At 52.7% G+C, this 16,085-nt stretch carries 17 protein-coding genes; all 17 read right to left on the bottom strand.

Going from position 1 to position 16,085, the window contains the following annotated elements:
* Positions 1-6: 6 nt before the first annotated feature.
* On the bottom strand, positions 7-708 hold the full coding sequence (locus GHO41_RS11095) for a hypothetical protein (RefSeq protein ID WP_371928899.1): 702 nt from the start codon (positions 706-708) through the stop codon (positions 7-9).
* Positions 705-1,364, bottom strand: a complete 660-nt coding sequence (locus GHO41_RS11100) for a hypothetical protein (protein ID WP_153433570.1) — start codon at positions 1,362-1,364, stop codon at positions 705-707. The genes GHO41_RS11095 and GHO41_RS11100 overlap by 4 nt, the downstream gene beginning before the upstream one ends.
* Complete coding sequence (locus tag GHO41_RS11105) at positions 1,345-2,697, bottom strand: hypothetical protein (RefSeq protein WP_153433571.1); 1,353 nt, start codon at positions 2,695-2,697, stop codon at positions 1,345-1,347. Before GHO41_RS11105 ends, GHO41_RS11100 begins: the two co-directional genes overlap by 20 nt.
* Positions 2,698-3,087 carry a hypothetical protein gene (locus GHO41_RS11110; protein WP_153433572.1) on the bottom strand — a complete coding sequence of 130 codons (390 nt, stop codon included), beginning with the start codon at positions 3,085-3,087 and terminating at the stop codon, positions 2,698-2,700.
* On the bottom strand, positions 3,068-5,956 hold the full coding sequence (locus GHO41_RS11115; RefSeq protein ID WP_153433573.1) for a VirB4 family type IV secretion system protein: 2,889 nt from the start codon (positions 5,954-5,956) through the stop codon (positions 3,068-3,070). The genes GHO41_RS11110 and GHO41_RS11115 overlap by 20 nt, the downstream gene beginning before the upstream one ends.
* Positions 5,953-6,444: a hypothetical protein gene (locus GHO41_RS11120; protein WP_153433574.1), complete on the bottom strand. Its 492-nt coding sequence runs from the start codon at positions 6,442-6,444 to the stop codon at positions 5,953-5,955. The genes GHO41_RS11115 and GHO41_RS11120 overlap by 4 nt, the downstream gene beginning before the upstream one ends.
* A complete protein-coding gene (locus GHO41_RS11125; RefSeq protein ID WP_153433575.1) occupies positions 6,432-6,752 on the bottom strand; it encodes a TraV family lipoprotein in 321 nt (106 codons plus the stop codon). Before GHO41_RS11125 ends, GHO41_RS11120 begins: the two co-directional genes overlap by 13 nt.
* An 11-nt stretch (positions 6,753-6,763) precedes the next feature.
* On the bottom strand, positions 6,764-8,326 hold the full coding sequence (locus GHO41_RS11130) for a conjugal transfer protein TraB (protein ID WP_153433576.1): 1,563 nt from the start codon (positions 8,324-8,326) through the stop codon (positions 6,764-6,766).
* Positions 8,323-9,114 carry a hypothetical protein gene (locus tag GHO41_RS11135; protein ID WP_153433577.1) on the bottom strand — a complete coding sequence of 264 codons (792 nt, stop codon included), beginning with the start codon at positions 9,112-9,114 and terminating at the stop codon, positions 8,323-8,325. The genes GHO41_RS11130 and GHO41_RS11135 overlap by 4 nt, the downstream gene beginning before the upstream one ends.
* A 2-nt stretch (positions 9,115-9,116) precedes the next feature.
* Entirely contained in the window at positions 9,117-9,752 is a 636-nt protein-coding gene (locus GHO41_RS11140; RefSeq protein WP_153433578.1) for a hypothetical protein, read from the bottom strand.
* A 2-nt stretch (positions 9,753-9,754) separates the two neighbouring features.
* Positions 9,755-10,138, bottom strand: coding sequence for a hypothetical protein (locus GHO41_RS11145; RefSeq protein WP_153433579.1), 384 nt, complete (start codon positions 10,136-10,138; stop codon positions 9,755-9,757).
* 3 nt (positions 10,139-10,141) lie between these two features.
* Positions 10,142-10,492, bottom strand: coding sequence for a hypothetical protein (locus tag GHO41_RS11150; protein ID WP_153433580.1), 351 nt, complete (start codon positions 10,490-10,492; stop codon positions 10,142-10,144).
* Between the two features lie 2 nt (positions 10,493-10,494).
* Positions 10,495-10,839 carry a hypothetical protein gene (locus GHO41_RS11155; RefSeq protein ID WP_153433581.1) on the bottom strand — a complete coding sequence of 115 codons (345 nt, stop codon included), beginning with the start codon at positions 10,837-10,839 and terminating at the stop codon, positions 10,495-10,497.
* 91 nt (positions 10,840-10,930) lie between these two features.
* The gene (locus GHO41_RS11160; protein WP_153433582.1) at positions 10,931-11,272 is read right to left on the bottom strand and encodes a hypothetical protein; all 342 of its coding nucleotides are present in this window, start codon (positions 11,270-11,272) and stop codon (positions 10,931-10,933) included.
* Positions 11,273-11,367: 95 nt separating this feature from the next.
* Complete coding sequence (locus GHO41_RS11165; protein ID WP_153433583.1) at positions 11,368-13,170, bottom strand: type IV secretory system conjugative DNA transfer family protein; 1,803 nt, start codon at positions 13,168-13,170, stop codon at positions 11,368-11,370.
* Positions 13,167-15,344, bottom strand: a complete 2,178-nt coding sequence (locus tag GHO41_RS11170; protein WP_153433584.1) for a helix-hairpin-helix domain-containing protein — start codon at positions 15,342-15,344, stop codon at positions 13,167-13,169. The genes GHO41_RS11165 and GHO41_RS11170 overlap by 4 nt, the downstream gene beginning before the upstream one ends.
* Positions 15,341-15,835, bottom strand: a complete 495-nt coding sequence (locus tag GHO41_RS11175; protein WP_153433585.1) for a hypothetical protein — start codon at positions 15,833-15,835, stop codon at positions 15,341-15,343. Before GHO41_RS11175 ends, GHO41_RS11170 begins: the two co-directional genes overlap by 4 nt.
* Between the last annotated feature and the right edge of the window lie 250 nt (positions 15,836-16,085).

The raw sequence follows: 16,085 nt of genomic DNA on the forward strand, positions 1-16,085 counted from the left end.
AAGACGCTAGTTATTAGCAAGGGCAGTAACCGCACGGGCTTTCTCGCTTTGGTAAATGGGACGTAGTTTTTTCATGTAGACGGCCCGCACACTTGGCGTCTTCGAGTGATAGTCAGCAGCAGCTTCTAGGTCACTACGACCGCCTTTCTTGTGGCTCGCGATTAGCGATGCGGCATAGTTGAGGTTGTAAGCTGGATCGAACCACTGCTGAACCCGTGCCCTTGTCACACCGTGGAAGCGGTAATTCACCTGGGCGATGCCAATGTCAGTGTTTACAACCCACAACTGGCGAACACGGGCTTCGCCAACCTCAACTGACTTCCCAGAATCGGTCCTTAGAACCACCGCAGATTGACCAACCCGGTACTGAGCAGCCCTGTATGTTTTTAGGAATGCTCGGGCTTCGGATTCATTAGGGAAAAACTGGCGAAGCGTCTTCCGGTTGGATGTGCTGATCTTTACCAGCCATGGGTTTTGGCTGATCTGCCAGAGAGAAATAATTGCCCTTTCTTTTGTATCGAAGAAAAATCCTTCACCGTCGCAGTTGAATGCCCACGGACGCTTGGTCGTTTCTTTCTGGACCACAGAACGCATTACGATTGGGTCAATTCCATTCTTTCGAGCCGCAGAGTCGATGAGCGCGTCATATGGATTGGCGAGTAGTGGGGCGGATACAAAAATCAGACCCGACAAAATCAAGCGAATCACGCTAAGTCCTCAATGGTTGAGAACCGATGCTTTCGAATCCAATCAACGGCTGCATTGCGCCGGAAAGCCGTTGCTTCAATACGCCGGAACAATGGCGGGTGGGGGTTATAAGGTGAGGTGTCGAGAACCTTATGTATGCCCTCATGGAATAGGACGTAATCGAGAACGTATAGCGGGGCTTTGTGGCCGATACTCGATAAGGCTGGGTGTACCAAGATGACTTCAACATCGTCCTTAATCTCGATGCTGGCTACGGCTGGTGCTATAGCGTCAGGATCGGGCTTCCAGATCGTTTGAGATGTAGTGAACCAGATTGGCTCTTTGAGGTGCCTCATTGCGCTGGTGTACAGGCATTTGATGTGGCGCAACTCATAGTGGCAGAAGGGCAGCAGTAGCTCCTTTGCCCGTGTGAAGTCTTTCTCTGCGTAAGCCTGAATGGCTTTTGCCACCAGTGCTTGTTCCTCTGGTGGCAGCAGCTTGAGTTCTTCCGATGGATCGCGGGGCTCTACGGCGCTGGGATAGTCCCAGCGCGCAGATACTTTGAGCCTGCCGTTGAAGCGGTTTTTGTTGATGGCCGCGAGACGCTGTAGCAGCTGGAGATTATCTTTCTCCGTGGGCTGAATTGTCAGTGTCCGTTTAGCCTGCTGCGCAGCCATTGGGTGAACTCCAAAACTTGTGAACTACATCGCCGTTGGCGTTCTGTAGATCAAGTCGGTCCCCAACTATGTTCACGCGTAGCCCTTCCAGAAAGTCCCCTTGGCCAACCATCGTCTCAGTACCCCGATGGGTAATGAAGGCGTGTGGTACGCAGGTGGTGCAGTTCCGAGCTGCCTGGGCAACTGCCGTCACGCAAATCTGCGGTCTTGGCACAGCCTTTGGAGCAGAAGCTACGCGCTGCGAAGGGGTCGAACGCTGAGTGGTGTGTACGGCTTTGACAGGCTTGTGCTGAGTTACCTTGCTCGGACTCGATTTTGCTGGGCCTTGGTTGGCCGTTTTGAGATCGTGCTTGGCGGTGGCAAGTTCTTTTTTGAGATTGCCTACTTCAGTTTCCAGACTACCAATCCGACTGTCCTTCTCAGCAGCTTTTGCTTTGAGGGCAATCACGTCAGCGTTCGCGCTCTGATCTTGCAGTACGCCCTTCTTACTATCCGGGTTTTGATTTTTGGTGCCACTCAACTCGGTGGAGTTACTGTCAGCCCCCCCGAAAGGGCTGTCGCCTGGGGTTCCGATCATTGCCATATTGCCTTTGGCGGAGCCAGTCGTGAGGTCCGCTTCCGGCAACATCGCTAATGGAGCGTTCTCATGCGACTCAGGAACTGGAAGGTCTGCTGGATGAGCTGCCACCGTATTCACCTTTCCAGTGAACGGATCGAGAACTTCGTTGCTTTCCTCGGCAGTGCCACTGAACTGTTGATTCAGATCAGCAGTGAGTGCATCAGTACCAAGAGGGCTATTTGCTGCATCTTTTGGGCCTGAGCCGCCAAAGCCCAACATATCGTCAGAGCCCCCGGCTGCTTCAACAGCGCTATTTGACGAATCATCCATTTCAAAGACCGGGCCAGCTACGTTAGTGCTCGCTGAGTCTTCCGATTGGAAACCTTCAAGATGCTGTTCTTCTGGAGCGGTTGGTACTTGAACGGTGCTTTCGCTCTGGTTCTTCGAGTACCACAGAGCAACCGCTACAGCAGCCACAACAACCAATATCTTCTGTTTGGTGTCTAGGCCCTTTTTTTTCGGCTTCGCTGGCTCAGACTCGCCTTCGATAATGAAAGCATCTTCAATTTCGCCATCGTCTGCGGACCTTGCAGACAAGCGTTCGCCAGCAGCAGGGGGTGGAGGCTGATCAAACTCCTTGTCCAGGTCCAAATCTTCTACAGGAGGGGGAGATTGCTTTGCAGCAGCTTTTGCCTTGGCTTCGTTGTTGAGCTTCCCCAACCCCTCCCTGATACGGGTGGCGACTGAGTTCAGTTTGGATTTTGTATCGCTCATTTAATTTTTCCCCAGAGCCGGCAGATAGGTGGGAGCTTCTTCAATAAAACGTCCAGGGGCGATCTGTACGCATTCTTCATGACTTGGAACGAGCATGCCGTTTACGACACGCCCTGGAATCTGTATGCCGCATTCGATGATCGGGGCCTCCCATGTGAAGCGATCACGCGCCCGCATCTTGCCCTTCATGTCGATCAGCACGTCCTGAACACCTTTCTCGTATGCTCGGCGTTCCTGTACAGACTGAGGGGCTACAATCTTCGGCTTCGCCTGTGCCTCGGCCTTGGCCTCATCGATAATGCTTTCGCGGGGTTCGTATTTAGACGAGCAGCCCGCGCAAGCTAGCGCTATAGGGACTAACAACGCAGCTTTACGCAGCTTCTTGAACATGGAATCGGGCTCCGTATGGATATTGTTTGGCAAGTTGGACGATGGCGCGTTGGCGAGCGATCTTCTCGTCCACGTCGTTCGAGACCATGAGTTCTTGTGTCTTCTTCTCTCGCAATGCGAAGTCGTCGGGACTCGACGATGCAATCCAGAGCTGTACCGAGCTGGCGAACAGTCTGAAAACCCCCGAGTAATACTGGTTAGTCTTCGTTCGCATGCGGTAGAAGACCTCGGAGTACAGGGGGGGTAGGGAGGCGAGGGAGCGCCAGAGCGTAACTTCCTCATGGGTAAAGCTAAGGTTGTCCTGAGCCAGCTTGTAGTCGGACTCAGAGCAAGCTAGAAAGAAGTAGTGGGAGGTGTTCTCCAGAATCCCGTCCTGGTTGTCCCCTGACGATTTCGCTTCTGCGCTCAAAATGCGTACGAAGTCGCCTACGGTCTGGCTGATCAACAAACAACCTGCGTTGTACTTACGCATTTCACGGTAGAAACCAGCGAGGGCCGCTGCGGCTGTGGGTGACGAAAGGGTGGCCCATGCTTCGTCAACTGCGATCAGCTTCTTGCGTGGTTTAGGCAGCTTGTATTTGCAGTACAGATCGATCTGGCGGAACAGTGCCAATGTGACAATCCCAAGCGCGTTGGACTTTGCCATTCGCTGGGTTTCCAGCACGGTGAAGTCATTCTCCCAATCAACCTGCAACTTCCCGTCGAAAATGGCTGCGTATGGGCCTTTTCCGTAAAACAGGGACAGCAACTCAACAAGGTCTTGGCCTGCCAAACCAGTGAAGTTCGTTTTTGCTAGCTGGACCATGAAGTCGCTCATGATCGGTTCGTCATGAGGCCGCTTTTCAATCCAGTCCGCAAAAAACTCGGACAATGCCTTGTAGAGCAATGGCGTAGTTTTGGCGTGTACGGAGCGGGTGGCATCCCCGTTACCTGTAGTCATGGCCATAACCAACAGATCGGCGATGAACATAATTTCATCATTGCCAGGAATTTCGTTGTTTCCGTCTTCGTCTCTGTTGAGAAAGAAGGGGTTGATGCAAATCGGGTAGATCATCCGGTTTGTGATCGGTTCTACGAAGGGCTCCGTGGCCAGTCGGATGTAGTTTCCGCCCAACACCACGCACAGCGACTCATAGCTGTCACCCTTGTCGATGATCCAGACCTTCGGCCTGTACTTCACCCTGGTGCCCATCAGGATGTTGTTGAAAGCGAATGACTTACCTGAACCTGTGGTGCCCACAATCAACGAGTGCCCGGTTACAACAAGGCTGCCAAAAAGATCGAGATAGATTGGTTGGCCAGCACGGTTATTCATGATGATCCCTGGATCAGGGACACCTTGGTACTCGATGAAAATCGGGCACATGTGAGATAGGCTTTCTGTCAGGTGGGGCGTATCTCGACGTAATAGAGTTCTACTTTGCTGGACGTAGTTGAGCGGCAGTGAGGTACGTACAACGGAATCCCCGCGCTTCTTCTCGCTGTAGCCCATACGAAAAAGAAGTGTCTCCAGCTGCTGGCACTGGTCATCGAGCCGTTGATCGTCAAAGCCCATAAGGCAAACGTGGACGGAGGTGTCAAAGAACTGCTCACGGCCAACTACGTTTTCAGCAGAAACCTTCTCGGTCACAGCCTCCAACTCATCGATCTGTTTCTGCAAAGTGATTTTGTCGCCCATGCGAAGGCCTTTCTTCGCAGCAATCATTCGCCCACGACCGACAAGCCGAGCCAGAACCTTGGCCTTGCTTGGCACATACCAATTCAGCGTGATGAGAGATTCACTCTCAATGCTTCGCATCGCACGTTGCATCATCCCCGGCCCACCTTTTGGAGGTTTGCCGAGCACGGAGACGGGCCGGACGTGGTACTCGTAGTCTGAGTCGTGGATTATCCAGCCTTTGTTGGTCGGCTGTACGGTGGCAAAGTTGGGAGCCGTATTTAGTGCTTGGTGAGAGGGGGTCAACTCAGGATTTTTCAAGCACTCATAGATCGGCATGTCAGGCCGGTATCGCGGGGGCTCAACGTTGTAATAGCGAATAGGGTTCATCAGCTGGTACTGCCAGTTAATGAAGCCTTGGCCATTCAATTCTTCTGGACAGAAATTCTGTGCAGCTAATGCCTGAGCAATTCCGTTGCTTAGTACACCAAATTGATCGGCGTGCGTGCTGTAGGCCTCGAAAGCAAGTTGGTCTGCATCAGCAAGCCCTACAGAAGCCATAGCGGCTTTCCAGGTCTTGTCGATGAACTTGCCAAACATGTATTCCGGCTCCCACATGAAAATCAGGTAGAAGCTAGTGACGTAAGGATAGCGTCCTTCGTTAATTTCACGCTGGATCGAGGTAGTGACGTTCTCACGGACGTCATCCGATTCTTCGTCGGCGAGTGCCAATAATGCGTCTTGGCGCATCAGGTCCAGTTCGGCAGTAGTGAGCTTGGCAAAAAATCCGTTTGGCGATATTGCGGCGTTGTACTGACGATTGAGGATGGAGTCCGCTAGAGCAGTTTCGAATTCACCGAGGTCCGGGTCGAGATTGTCTGAGTAGTGCCCCATAACACCGCGAATGTCGCGGTGAGTGTGGCGGATGAATTGGCCGCAACAACCATTGGGATATTTGTTCAGGGCTTCACCAAAGGAAGCACAGACGCTAAACAGTTCGTCGTTGTTCAGGATGGCCCCACTGGCACCCTGAATACGCCAGATTTTTGCGAATCGTCCATCGACCGTGTGGAAGTAATTGCCGTGTTCTTCGAACAGGTAGGCATCACTCAGCAGTTCAATTGGCATGCCGCCCTGGTAGTTGCGGCGAGCGAGCGCTTCCAAGTCTGTGTCGAACAGGTGCAAGTGGTCGCGTTGCGTTGCGTTGCTCATTGCGCGCTTCCTTTAGGCAGGCCGATCAGAACGCGGGTCTCCTGATAAACAGTGAACTGGGAGTCCGTCACACGGGTTAGGTACTCTGCAATGTCGTTTAGGGAGTTGGGCCGAGTGTTGAGTTTCACGATCTGTTGCTGATTTACCTGGGGGTGCATTACGGCGTCGTAACCGCTTGCAGCAGTTGCCACGTTCACCAGTTGGCCGAGTGTCAGGTCGTGAGCTTTGAAGACCTGTGCCATTGGCACTGGGTCCAGAGGGACTTGGCGCTGCACGTCCAAATTGTTCTCCCGGCGCTCAAAAATCTTCCGGTACAGCACTACGTCTGGCTGGAGATTTGTCAGGTTCTGACTGCTACCGAAAATCTGTTTGGTGTGGTACTCACGAATCGAGTCCATCTGCTGCTGTGGAATACCCTGAGGTACACCTTGAGCGGCGGATACACCCGAAACGGCCATCAGAGCGAGCGTCATGGTCAATCGGCCCATTGCGCTTCCTCCACAACGATGTAGTCCCAGTTGCCTCCATGCTTGATGCCGGTTTTCTTGTCCGCGTAGGGGACTATCCAAACTGGCGCCACTACATCAGGCTGTCGGATCGGGTAGTACGGCTCCGAGCTACCTAGCTCAGGCCGTGCGCGAAGCCCTTGCCGTAGAAGGCTTACAGTCTCGCGTTGAGCTGTTGCGTGGACCTGATCGTAAATCTCATCCATCGACGCCTGATTGTGAAAGGTCGGCTCGGAAGAACACCCCGCAAGCTGAGTCAGGAAGGCGAGGGCAAATAGCGGCTTTTTCATTCCTGGGTTCCTCAAAGCAGTACGTCGCTCTTGCCGGCATCAATATCGAATGCTTCGGCAGGCTTATAGATTGTGATTGGCTGTTCGGTGACTAAGCGCAGGCGGATGCCCGGCTCAACAACTACGGTGTCGATAGCTGCGTTAGCTTCTTGCTCGAAGCGATCCGCGATCTTTGTGAAGATGGCCGCGATCCCTTGTGTGGTAGCAGCCTTGGTTGCACTGCCAGTCAGCTGTGAAACTGAGGTCGATCCGTTAGAGTCGAGGTTGTTCGAGGTGGTGTATTCCGATTGCGACAATGCAGCCGCAAATGCTGCGCCTGCCGCAGAAGTGGATTCGAGCGCCAGCGTGCGGCCCGAAGCCTGGTCCAGGCGACCATAAACATCTTGCTCGTTGTCACGACTATCAACGATGTAGCCGGGGCTTCGAGACATTTGAGAATCGCCACTTTCATCCCAATACGACATTTGCTCTACGCGGATGGTGGCTCTTCCAGAGTTGCTGCTGGCCGTGCGGCGACCTGAGCAAAGGCCCATCAAGTGAATGCTGCCTACGTCAACTGTTGAACCGTTTGGTCCACGAAATACGCCTCGCACCGGCAATACGATTGGCCGTGCTGGAATCTCAGATTTGGATTTCGAGTTAGGCGAATTGGCGCCGATAGGGCAGGCCACTCCGTGCAGGGTCGTCACATCGACGAACGAAAATGCCGGGATGGTGATCTTTTCCATCTTCGGCCCAGTGTTCAGCTGCATATTTCCGCTCTGGGAAGCTGTCTGCTGTGCCTTGTAGGCTTCGGCTGCGCTGGCGTACTGCTGCTGTGGCTGGGAATGCTCGTTAGCCTGTGGCGCTGACTGCCCGCGTCCTGCGTTCTGATCGTAGAAATTGTTTTGTTGGGCCGCAGGGGTGCTCATCGAGCTGAACAGATCGCTCTCGGAGGCGTTTAACGAATCGCCGCCGCTCTTCTTCAATACGGTATTGCTTACGGATTCCGGCTTGAGAATGAAATAGTTTGGTCCGTAGCGATTGGCAGCCTGCTGCCCAGTGCTCTGAGGCTTGGGGGCATCCATATTGAAGTTCAGGCCTTCAAAGTTGAGCCCACCATTCATACCAAGGTCTGGGAGACTTTCAGGCATAGGCGGTGGCGCCTGGATCGTCTTGCTGTCGTTCTTGTTAGCATTCTGATAGGTAGCCTCAACTCCTGCTGATCGCAAACCGATTAAGTCATCGGAGAGAGCCGAAAGTTGAGCCTTTAAAGTATTTGTATCGTTTTTAAATTCTTTGCGTAACGTCTGTTCCCGCTCGAAAAAGTCTTTCTGTTGTAAATCTAATTTCTGATCTACAGTTTCAAACTTCTTTGCAAATACTGTCAGCGAGGCATCTTTATCTTTGACACTAATTGCGTTAACTGGGTCACTGCCAACTTCAATCGGCTTAGCGCCCACATCAACTTGCTCAGGCTTTTTTTCGCCTGTGTTGAACAATGTGACAGCCAAACCTAAGCCAATAATGGCCGCCACAATAAGGACGTTTTTTTTCGTCATCAGGTTCGGGTTGTTATTATCTTCATCGCTCACTTTTGCTTCTCCGAAACGATGAATAGGAGCCCGCGATGGCTATCGGCGTAGACCTCAGTTAAGAATTGAGGGGCCGGCCCGAGAATACGAGACGAGGGCAGCATTGCTACTTGCCGAGTAATGCCCAGGGTTTTGCGTATGGCAGGGTTGCTGTAGTCGATTTGGTCTATCGCAACTTTAGTGGCGGTGCGCCCTTTGTTTACTACCTCGTAAGTGGTTCCAATGTATTTAGGGCCGATGTACTGGCTTTGTAGTACGAATTCAAGAGAACCTTGCTTGAACACCACACGCTCATCTTTCGACATTGTGGAGAAATCTGCTTGGCGGTAGCCCGATGGCAGTTTGCCGTCAAACATATAATTCATGAGGCCTTTCTTGTGGCCGTTGGTTGTAGCTACTTGGCTACGATCCGCCAATGGCTCACTCTGGATCGTGACCTCGCTATCTGCGCATCCTGGGCGGGTAATCAGCCTGATGATGTAAGACTTCGCTGTCCCTCCGTCGATTGTCACAAGTCCCGTGTACATTGGGTCTGTGGACATGAATGAAAGGCGGTTCTTGATTGGGGTAGGGTAGAAGTTCATCCCTTCCGGCCGCTCCACGGATATACCCTCAAGGTAGGGTTCCGGGAAGGTCACGTTGGCTCGTTGAGAGTCGTCGCTGATGAACACATCTACTGGCTTATCGGCATAGACGATTGTGCGGGGCGAGCGGTTGCACTCGTTGTCGGCCATCACTGGCATGCTGATAGCTGCTGCAACCAAGGCAGCTAGAATAGTTATCTTCAAACTCAAATCTCCTGCGCTATAAAGTCGTCTACGACCAGTGCCCAATCAAAGTGAGCCGAGGGTTTAATAGTGCGAAGCAGCAGCTTCACGTCATATTTACGGGAGTTGTAAACCTTGTTCATCGTTGCGCGTATGCGTTGCCCACGGAACGATACGATGTAACCTACGCCCGGTTTCTGTTCGATGGTGTATCTGGTTTCTGGCGCAAACACCTGAGTGATTTCTTGCTCAATAGATTGTCGAGCTAGAGACTTTAATGGCTGTTCCTGACTAACCCTCAACTTCGGTGACATGATCCGAAGTGCTTCGGTGGCGTTAGCCTCAGCAGATTCAGGAGTAAAGTTGTAATAATTCTGAATGTACCAAGTTACGAACCCTTCAATGTGCGTGCGCGGAATTACCTTCGAGCTCACAAACACTCCTTCGGCAGAAGGAAAGCCATACATTATGCGTTCTTCGCTAAGTATCGTGTTTGCGCGAGTAAGAGCCGCAAGCTGAAATACAAGAAATCCGATAATTGCTACTGTTGCCGCAATGACACCCAGCAGAATTACCATCATCTTGCCTTGCCGCAATTCTGACGTGCCGAGTAGATTGAACTGTTTCAGCGGTGGCCCGTAGTTTGTTTTCTTCTGCATTACTAGCGCTCGTAATAATTGCAATAGCTGGGCAGCGGCAACAGGCCGTGTCTGATCCAGATGTTGTTGATGAGCTTCACCAGCGCATGGAACGTTTTTCGAAGCGGCGGGATGCTTTGGACAAAGCGCGTGTTCAAACTCGCGCCTGCCCAAATGGCGAACAGTACTGGCAGGAATCCAGGTGGCTGGTCCTTAGTCATGTTCTTGTAGAGCCACAAGCAGAAGGCACCTACGAATGTGCATACCACCGGCTGGAATCCAGCGGTGTTAAGGGTCGCCATAGGCAATATGAGGATGATGAAATCCTCCGGGTCCAAACCGCCGATTCGCAGCGTTGAAGTTGCGTAAACGAAGGTGTCGGTTTCTGTTGTGACTCTAAGGTTCATTTCTTAAGCACTCATCAGCGACATGACGCCCTTGATGGCCATTTCACCGAACATGAAGATGCCGGCTAGGGCCAAAGGGATGTACCAACCGCGCATACCCATGAACAAGCAGGTGAACACCAGCCCGCCCAGCGAGAGCCACAGACCTGGAACAGCGATGAAGCGCCACCACGCGGCAAACGAGGTGCCTACGTTGGTTTGAGTGGCAGAGTCGGGTTTGAAAGTGCCGTCGAAGGCGAAAGCCATAGAGGGCATGAGCATGAACACGGCGAATGCAAGCAACGCGACCAGCAGAATGCCGAGTCGCTGATGCTCACGTTGGCCGTAACGAGGCATGACGTTGGTGAGTACCACGATTAATCTCCAGATTGGACAGGTGTGAAAAAGAGGCCATCGGGCACCAGTTCTTGGTGCGCCATGCGCTTCTTCTCGGGACTGAGCAACACCGCGAGGGTGTCTTCCATGGGCCTCAGTTGTCCGAGCATCTGCTGGATGTTGAGGCCCGGAAGTTGGTATGCCGCTTGGGCTTTAGAAAGTTCTTTTCCTGCGAGTGCGAGCGCTTGTGATGCCCGTGAAAGATGTTCAAGGGACACCTGATACTTCGGGTCACGCTGATCAATCAGGTACGGGTCAGCCGCCAGAGCAGTGCCGGCAAAGATGGCCGCTAATGCGGCGGCTAAACAGAGGGTGATGGTGCGCATAAAAATCTCCTTTACACATTTACAGTGCAAAGGCGTTGGCCCCTTTTCGGGGCCTATTTGCGCGGTCTTGAGAATTAAATTTTCAGATGGGCTAATCGCGAGCGCGGCGGAAGGTTTCGACCACCCAAATCCGGGCCTTATGGAACAGCGTGAGGGTGAACCGAGCGAGGAATGCTACTAGCTGTACAGTCAGCAATGAGGCGACCAGTTGCACGTATGTCATTGCTTGTTTGAAAATCACTGAGCAGATGGATTTCGTCAAACCCCGCGTCGGTGGAAATGAAAGGAGCAACATGATCGCTATTAGTACAGCCACTACGTAGGCTATAGGTCCATAACGCACTGCTTGGTAATCGATTGTGTCCATGATCCAAGTTGCCACAGGGGCAAGGTCATAATTCCACTCTCTTAAATTGTCGATCCAGGTTGCCATTCCATCCTCTTTTTTCCGCGCATGCGCGGAAATATCGGGTCTACTGTGTTTAGCCTTCGCGATAGTGCATCCGCGCAAGCGGGTTAAGACCAGGGTTATCCCCGGTTAAAAATAGCTTTGTTTCTGCGCGTGAATTCATCCCAGGCATAGATGCCGGGGCGCCCGCGAGGCCTGCGACGGACGAGCTTCATGTCCTTGAACTGCACGTTCGGGAATGTGTTTCGTACAAGTGGCATGCGGATACGATAAGTCCCCGACTTACCGACCATGATCCCGTCACCTTGGTCGAGGGTGGCGAAGTCTTCCGGTTGGATCATGTCTTCACGTTGTGACTTCGTTGAAATCGATACGCTTTCCCCGCCCGATTGGTTGGCCACAAGCCCTGACTCATCAGATGCGTGGCTCTCTCCAATGCTTTGTCCTTCCGCTGTGGACTCCATTCTGGTGATTGCTGTGCCCGCAAGCTTGACTGCAAATTCCCTCGACTTCGTGTCGCGTATGTCGCAGTAAAGGTGATGCCAGCAGTTGCCCAATACCATTTCCACGAAAGCAGGAGATATGTTTTCCAAGAAGCCAACACCCTGGAAGGCGATGATTATCGGCACGTTTGCAGATCGGGCTAGCTGGAAAAGTTGGACATGGGATTCATCCATGAACGAAGGGTATTCATCGAAAATAGCCGGGCACATGGTTAGCGGCTTCGATTTCTCCAGCTGGATTTCGCCAACGGCCCGTGCAAGGTCAGAAATGAACAGCTTGCCGAATAGCTCCACACCGTCTTTGTCGGCAAGACTCGACATGGATAGCACCACAACTTCGTTGTTGAGGATTGCCTGTTTGATGTCTACATCAGGTGCATAGGTGTTAACGATGGACCCGTATTCCGAGTGGGCGAAGGCAGAAAGTTTCGAAACCAGACCACTCGTAAGGGTGTTGTATTGGTAGTAGTTCCAAGTCTCGTCTTCTGGTTTCCACCACTTGCGCATGTAGCTGTAAAGCCAGTCCATACCGTCTTTGTGATTCTTACTGTCTTCTGGTCTGATGCGCTGGGTGTATTCGCGTAACAGATCGAAATCCATCAGGAGGGCGATCATGTCCTTGATGTTAAAAGCTGGTGAGCCGGGTTGTAGCTTCAACACCAGAGTTGCTGCTGTCAGGGTGTATCGTGCGGTATCGGTCCAGAATTCCTCGCTTGAGTTAGCCTGGATTTTCATCAGCGTGGAGATCGTTGCCCTTACCCCACCCGAGTACAAAGGGTTATAGGTATGCGACTGCTCGGGGAACTCGAAGTTGATGCACTTGAACTGATCGAGGCGGTTGGCTTCCTCCATCATTGCGTAAATGCAGCCTGCGAAGTCGGAGTCTGATTTAGCTTCAACCAGAATTAGACCTGCCCCCTTCCTGATCTGTTGTTGGGCCATCGCCAGCAACAGCTCGGTTTTCCCGGTCCCGGTTGCGGCCAGCAACGCTACGTGCCTTGTCATGAGGTCGTCCGTCAGCATGAACGGCATCATTTGCGAATACACATCGTTAAGTGTCTTGCGCACATCGTTCTGCGTGACAGTGCCTTTCTCGTTGTTCACGGCATTGATGTTCGCCTTCCACTCGGAGTAAGGCATTACCTGGCCGAAGTAGGTGTTTCGCCTTAGGTCGCAGTCGTTCAGCTCGGTTTCTTCGAGTTGTGAGTCCCAGACTATCGGCTTATCGCTCTCGCTCAGGACTTTGTTGATACCTAGGCAGTGGTAGGCGGCAGCGACACCCATAGCAACAATCAACGGCAGCGGCATGAATGGGATTGCGGCGCCGAATAGTGCGGTCGTAAGTGTCAGTTTTCGCTGTCGGGTGAGTTTTTCACGCTGCTTTTCCTGAATGTCTTTACGAGCGTTACGGATGGTCATCGTTCGGATACCCAATCAAGGAGCTTGGAGCGAGTTCTGCTGGAGGGGCGTTCAGTAATCCCAACCGCCAGCTGTTGAATATCGCCCGCAATGATCAGCGAGCGAATCGAGGTATTGAGCAAGCTGCTCAAAAGCTCCTGATTAATGGTTTCGAGCTGGTCTTTGATGGCCAGCAGAATTACCAACTCGTAGCGCCGGCCTCGCACAAATTTCGGCGTCATTATCAATGCATCAAAAACGTCGAGACGGTCTTCCACTGCAACGCTTGCCACAGAGCCGTTAAGGCTTTTGAGCGTGAGCTTGGTAGGGGTGATTTCAGTTGGCCAGAAGACAGAGAACGCTGGGCAGTCAGCAGATTCCAGAGGCTGGCGCACGACCACTGGTATACCTTCATGGTACTGCCGGCCCTGAAAGGTAATGGGCAGTGAGTCAGCGGAGAACTCGGCGATGATCGCCTCATTGACCTTCTTCACAATGTCGTTGCCAACAGCTGGAGCCACGATCCTAATGTCACCTAACGGGTCAATATCCAAGCTATGAGCGAGCTCCCGCAGCAGACCGGGTAGAACGTTGTGAAGATCATCCGCATCGCATGCGAGCCACGACAGGGGCTGCGTGGGGTCGAAGTCTTCCAGTTCAGGCTGGACTTGACCCTTCCAGAGTGATTCCTGAACTGTGTGTTGCATGCTTTCGGTAATGCCCCAAAATCTGGAATGAAACGCTTTGAACTGGCGCCACTCCATTAGGTCAGCAAACGGCTGTCCGATTGACAGGCTCGGTAAGTCTTTGGGGCATCCAAGCAGATAAAGGCGACCATCTAGTGGTGCCGCTTCGATCAAGTAGTTCATTTCCTCGACGCCCAGCGCATCGGCCCCCAGGATGACAATTACTTCTGCCTGGATGGGGTTTGAAGATCGCTGCAACGGGATACCCGTATCGCTGTCGAGTCCCACCATTTCTGCATATGTCATCAAGGGGATCGTGGTGCCTAACGTTGTCTGCGCCTCTCGAAGCATTTCCAGTGTGTAGGTGGTGATCACCGCTTGGGAGCTGTAAGCCTCCAAAATTAGCGTCAGAGCCTTGGCCACGAACAATTGGTCGCTGTAAGTCTGGCATTCGACTATTGCGAAAGGCTCAGTCAATAAAGCTGACAGGCCCGTAAGCAAGGCTTTTGAGCGACCCTGTTTGAGCTTCATGGGCTTAAGCATCTTGAGCCCCATTTCCTCAGAGGGTACTAGGTCAGGGAATTCTTCCATGTCGATGTTGACCCACCGGGGCAGTTGGCTGAATAACCGGTGTTCTGCGTCGTGTAGCTGCTTGAGCTGAACGCGGCGGTCCTCTACGTGTATCAGGCCCAGCCGGCGCAACTCAGCCACTGCTGGAGCCAGGAGTGGGCGTACTGCTTCAACGCTGATGCGGAGCAGCTTCATTACCAGCACTCCCAGTTGCTTGCCCTCGATCAGTGAGTGACCAAGCCAAGCCTCGCGGCGTAGTGCAGCAATTACCGCGCCTCGAATGGCGGCTTCTGACTGGTTGCCTACCCCGAGCTGGTTTGCCAACCCTACTGCTTTGTTGAAGGGCAGGTCGTCGAAGAAAATATAGAGGGCATACGGGTCAGACTTGATGATTTGGTTGAGGTCTGCGTCGTTGCCGTAGTAGCGCTCAAGCTTGGACAGCTTGTAGATCGGTATCCCTTTAACCTCGATTTTTGAAAGCGCGAGACGGTCAGATCGTAGGGTTTTCCAGCCGGTGACGATTCGTTCTATGTCCCGCTCGGGGATACCTGAATCACCGATCAGGTCTGGTGAACGCTCAAGCACCTCGATAGTGTTCTCGCCGAAATGCTCTACCAATTGAACGGTTGATGGTCTGCTAGCACCTGTCAGTGCTGACAGATACCCAGAAATGGCTTTTAGAGAACGCGGCGGGCGTGATGTGAATTGGCTGACCTCGAAATCACCGCCCTCAATGTCCGGTACACGCTTGCCGTAAAGAATGAATTCCTCGTACAGAACAGTCTGGCCAAAGTCTCCAGTAGCTTCAAAGGTGGTGCCATCCTCACGGCGAAAACAAGCGATAGCCCACGGACTAGCTGGGGTGCGATGGATGACGTTAACCAGCGTTCCTAGTTCTCGATTCGAAACCTGCGGATCAGGGATTTCAGCGGCAGTCATACGCCTCCAAATTGTTTCCCGCTCTTGATGCGCTTCTCAAGGCCATCAACCCTGCCGGTAGCTCGATAAACGGCATTCCAGCAGGCAAAGATAGTTTCCGCTCCGTCCGTTGCGTCCGGGTCGGACTGCACCAAAATGGTCAAGCGGTCGAGGTCAACAAGAACGTCGATGCAGAAGTGCATCGCTACGTGAATGTGCTGTTTATCGGACAGGTCCGGGATGGGCATAGGGGTGCCCAAGTATTCGGCGATGACCCCATCAATCGGCTTAAAGAAGTAGGGCCGCATGGCGCGGTGAATGCTTGCCCACGCCTCTTTCATGTTTGCCTGCACCATCTTGATGGCGCCCGTCCGGTTCTGCATTGATGTGCTGCGAATAGCCCCACTCATTTTCACCATGTAGGGGATCAGCTGATGCGGAGGCGGGCGCTTGTAAAGGCCGTCATCTGGAACAAGAAACGACTGCGCTTGTCGGGTGTAGATATGGGTCATTCGAAACTCCGTTTGCTCTACTTATAAGTGGGGGGCAGAAGCCCCTGATTTTGGGGGTAGTGGGCAAAAGGAGCTATGAACTAATGCCCAGGCATAAAAATATTTCCTGAACCGCACTGGTTCCTGTTTGAAGCAGGCGCAAAAAAACCCGCCATCAGTTGCGGGGTTCTTATGAGCTCCCTGTGGCGGCAGGTTCCGAAAGGGCTGAAATCAGTGCACATATGGGAACAATTTTGAAACGTTTAGGCGA

The organism is Pseudomonas sp. FSL R10-0399 (assembly GCF_009600165.1).
Classification (GTDB): Bacteria; Pseudomonadota; Gammaproteobacteria; order Pseudomonadales; family Pseudomonadaceae; genus Aquipseudomonas; species Aquipseudomonas helleri.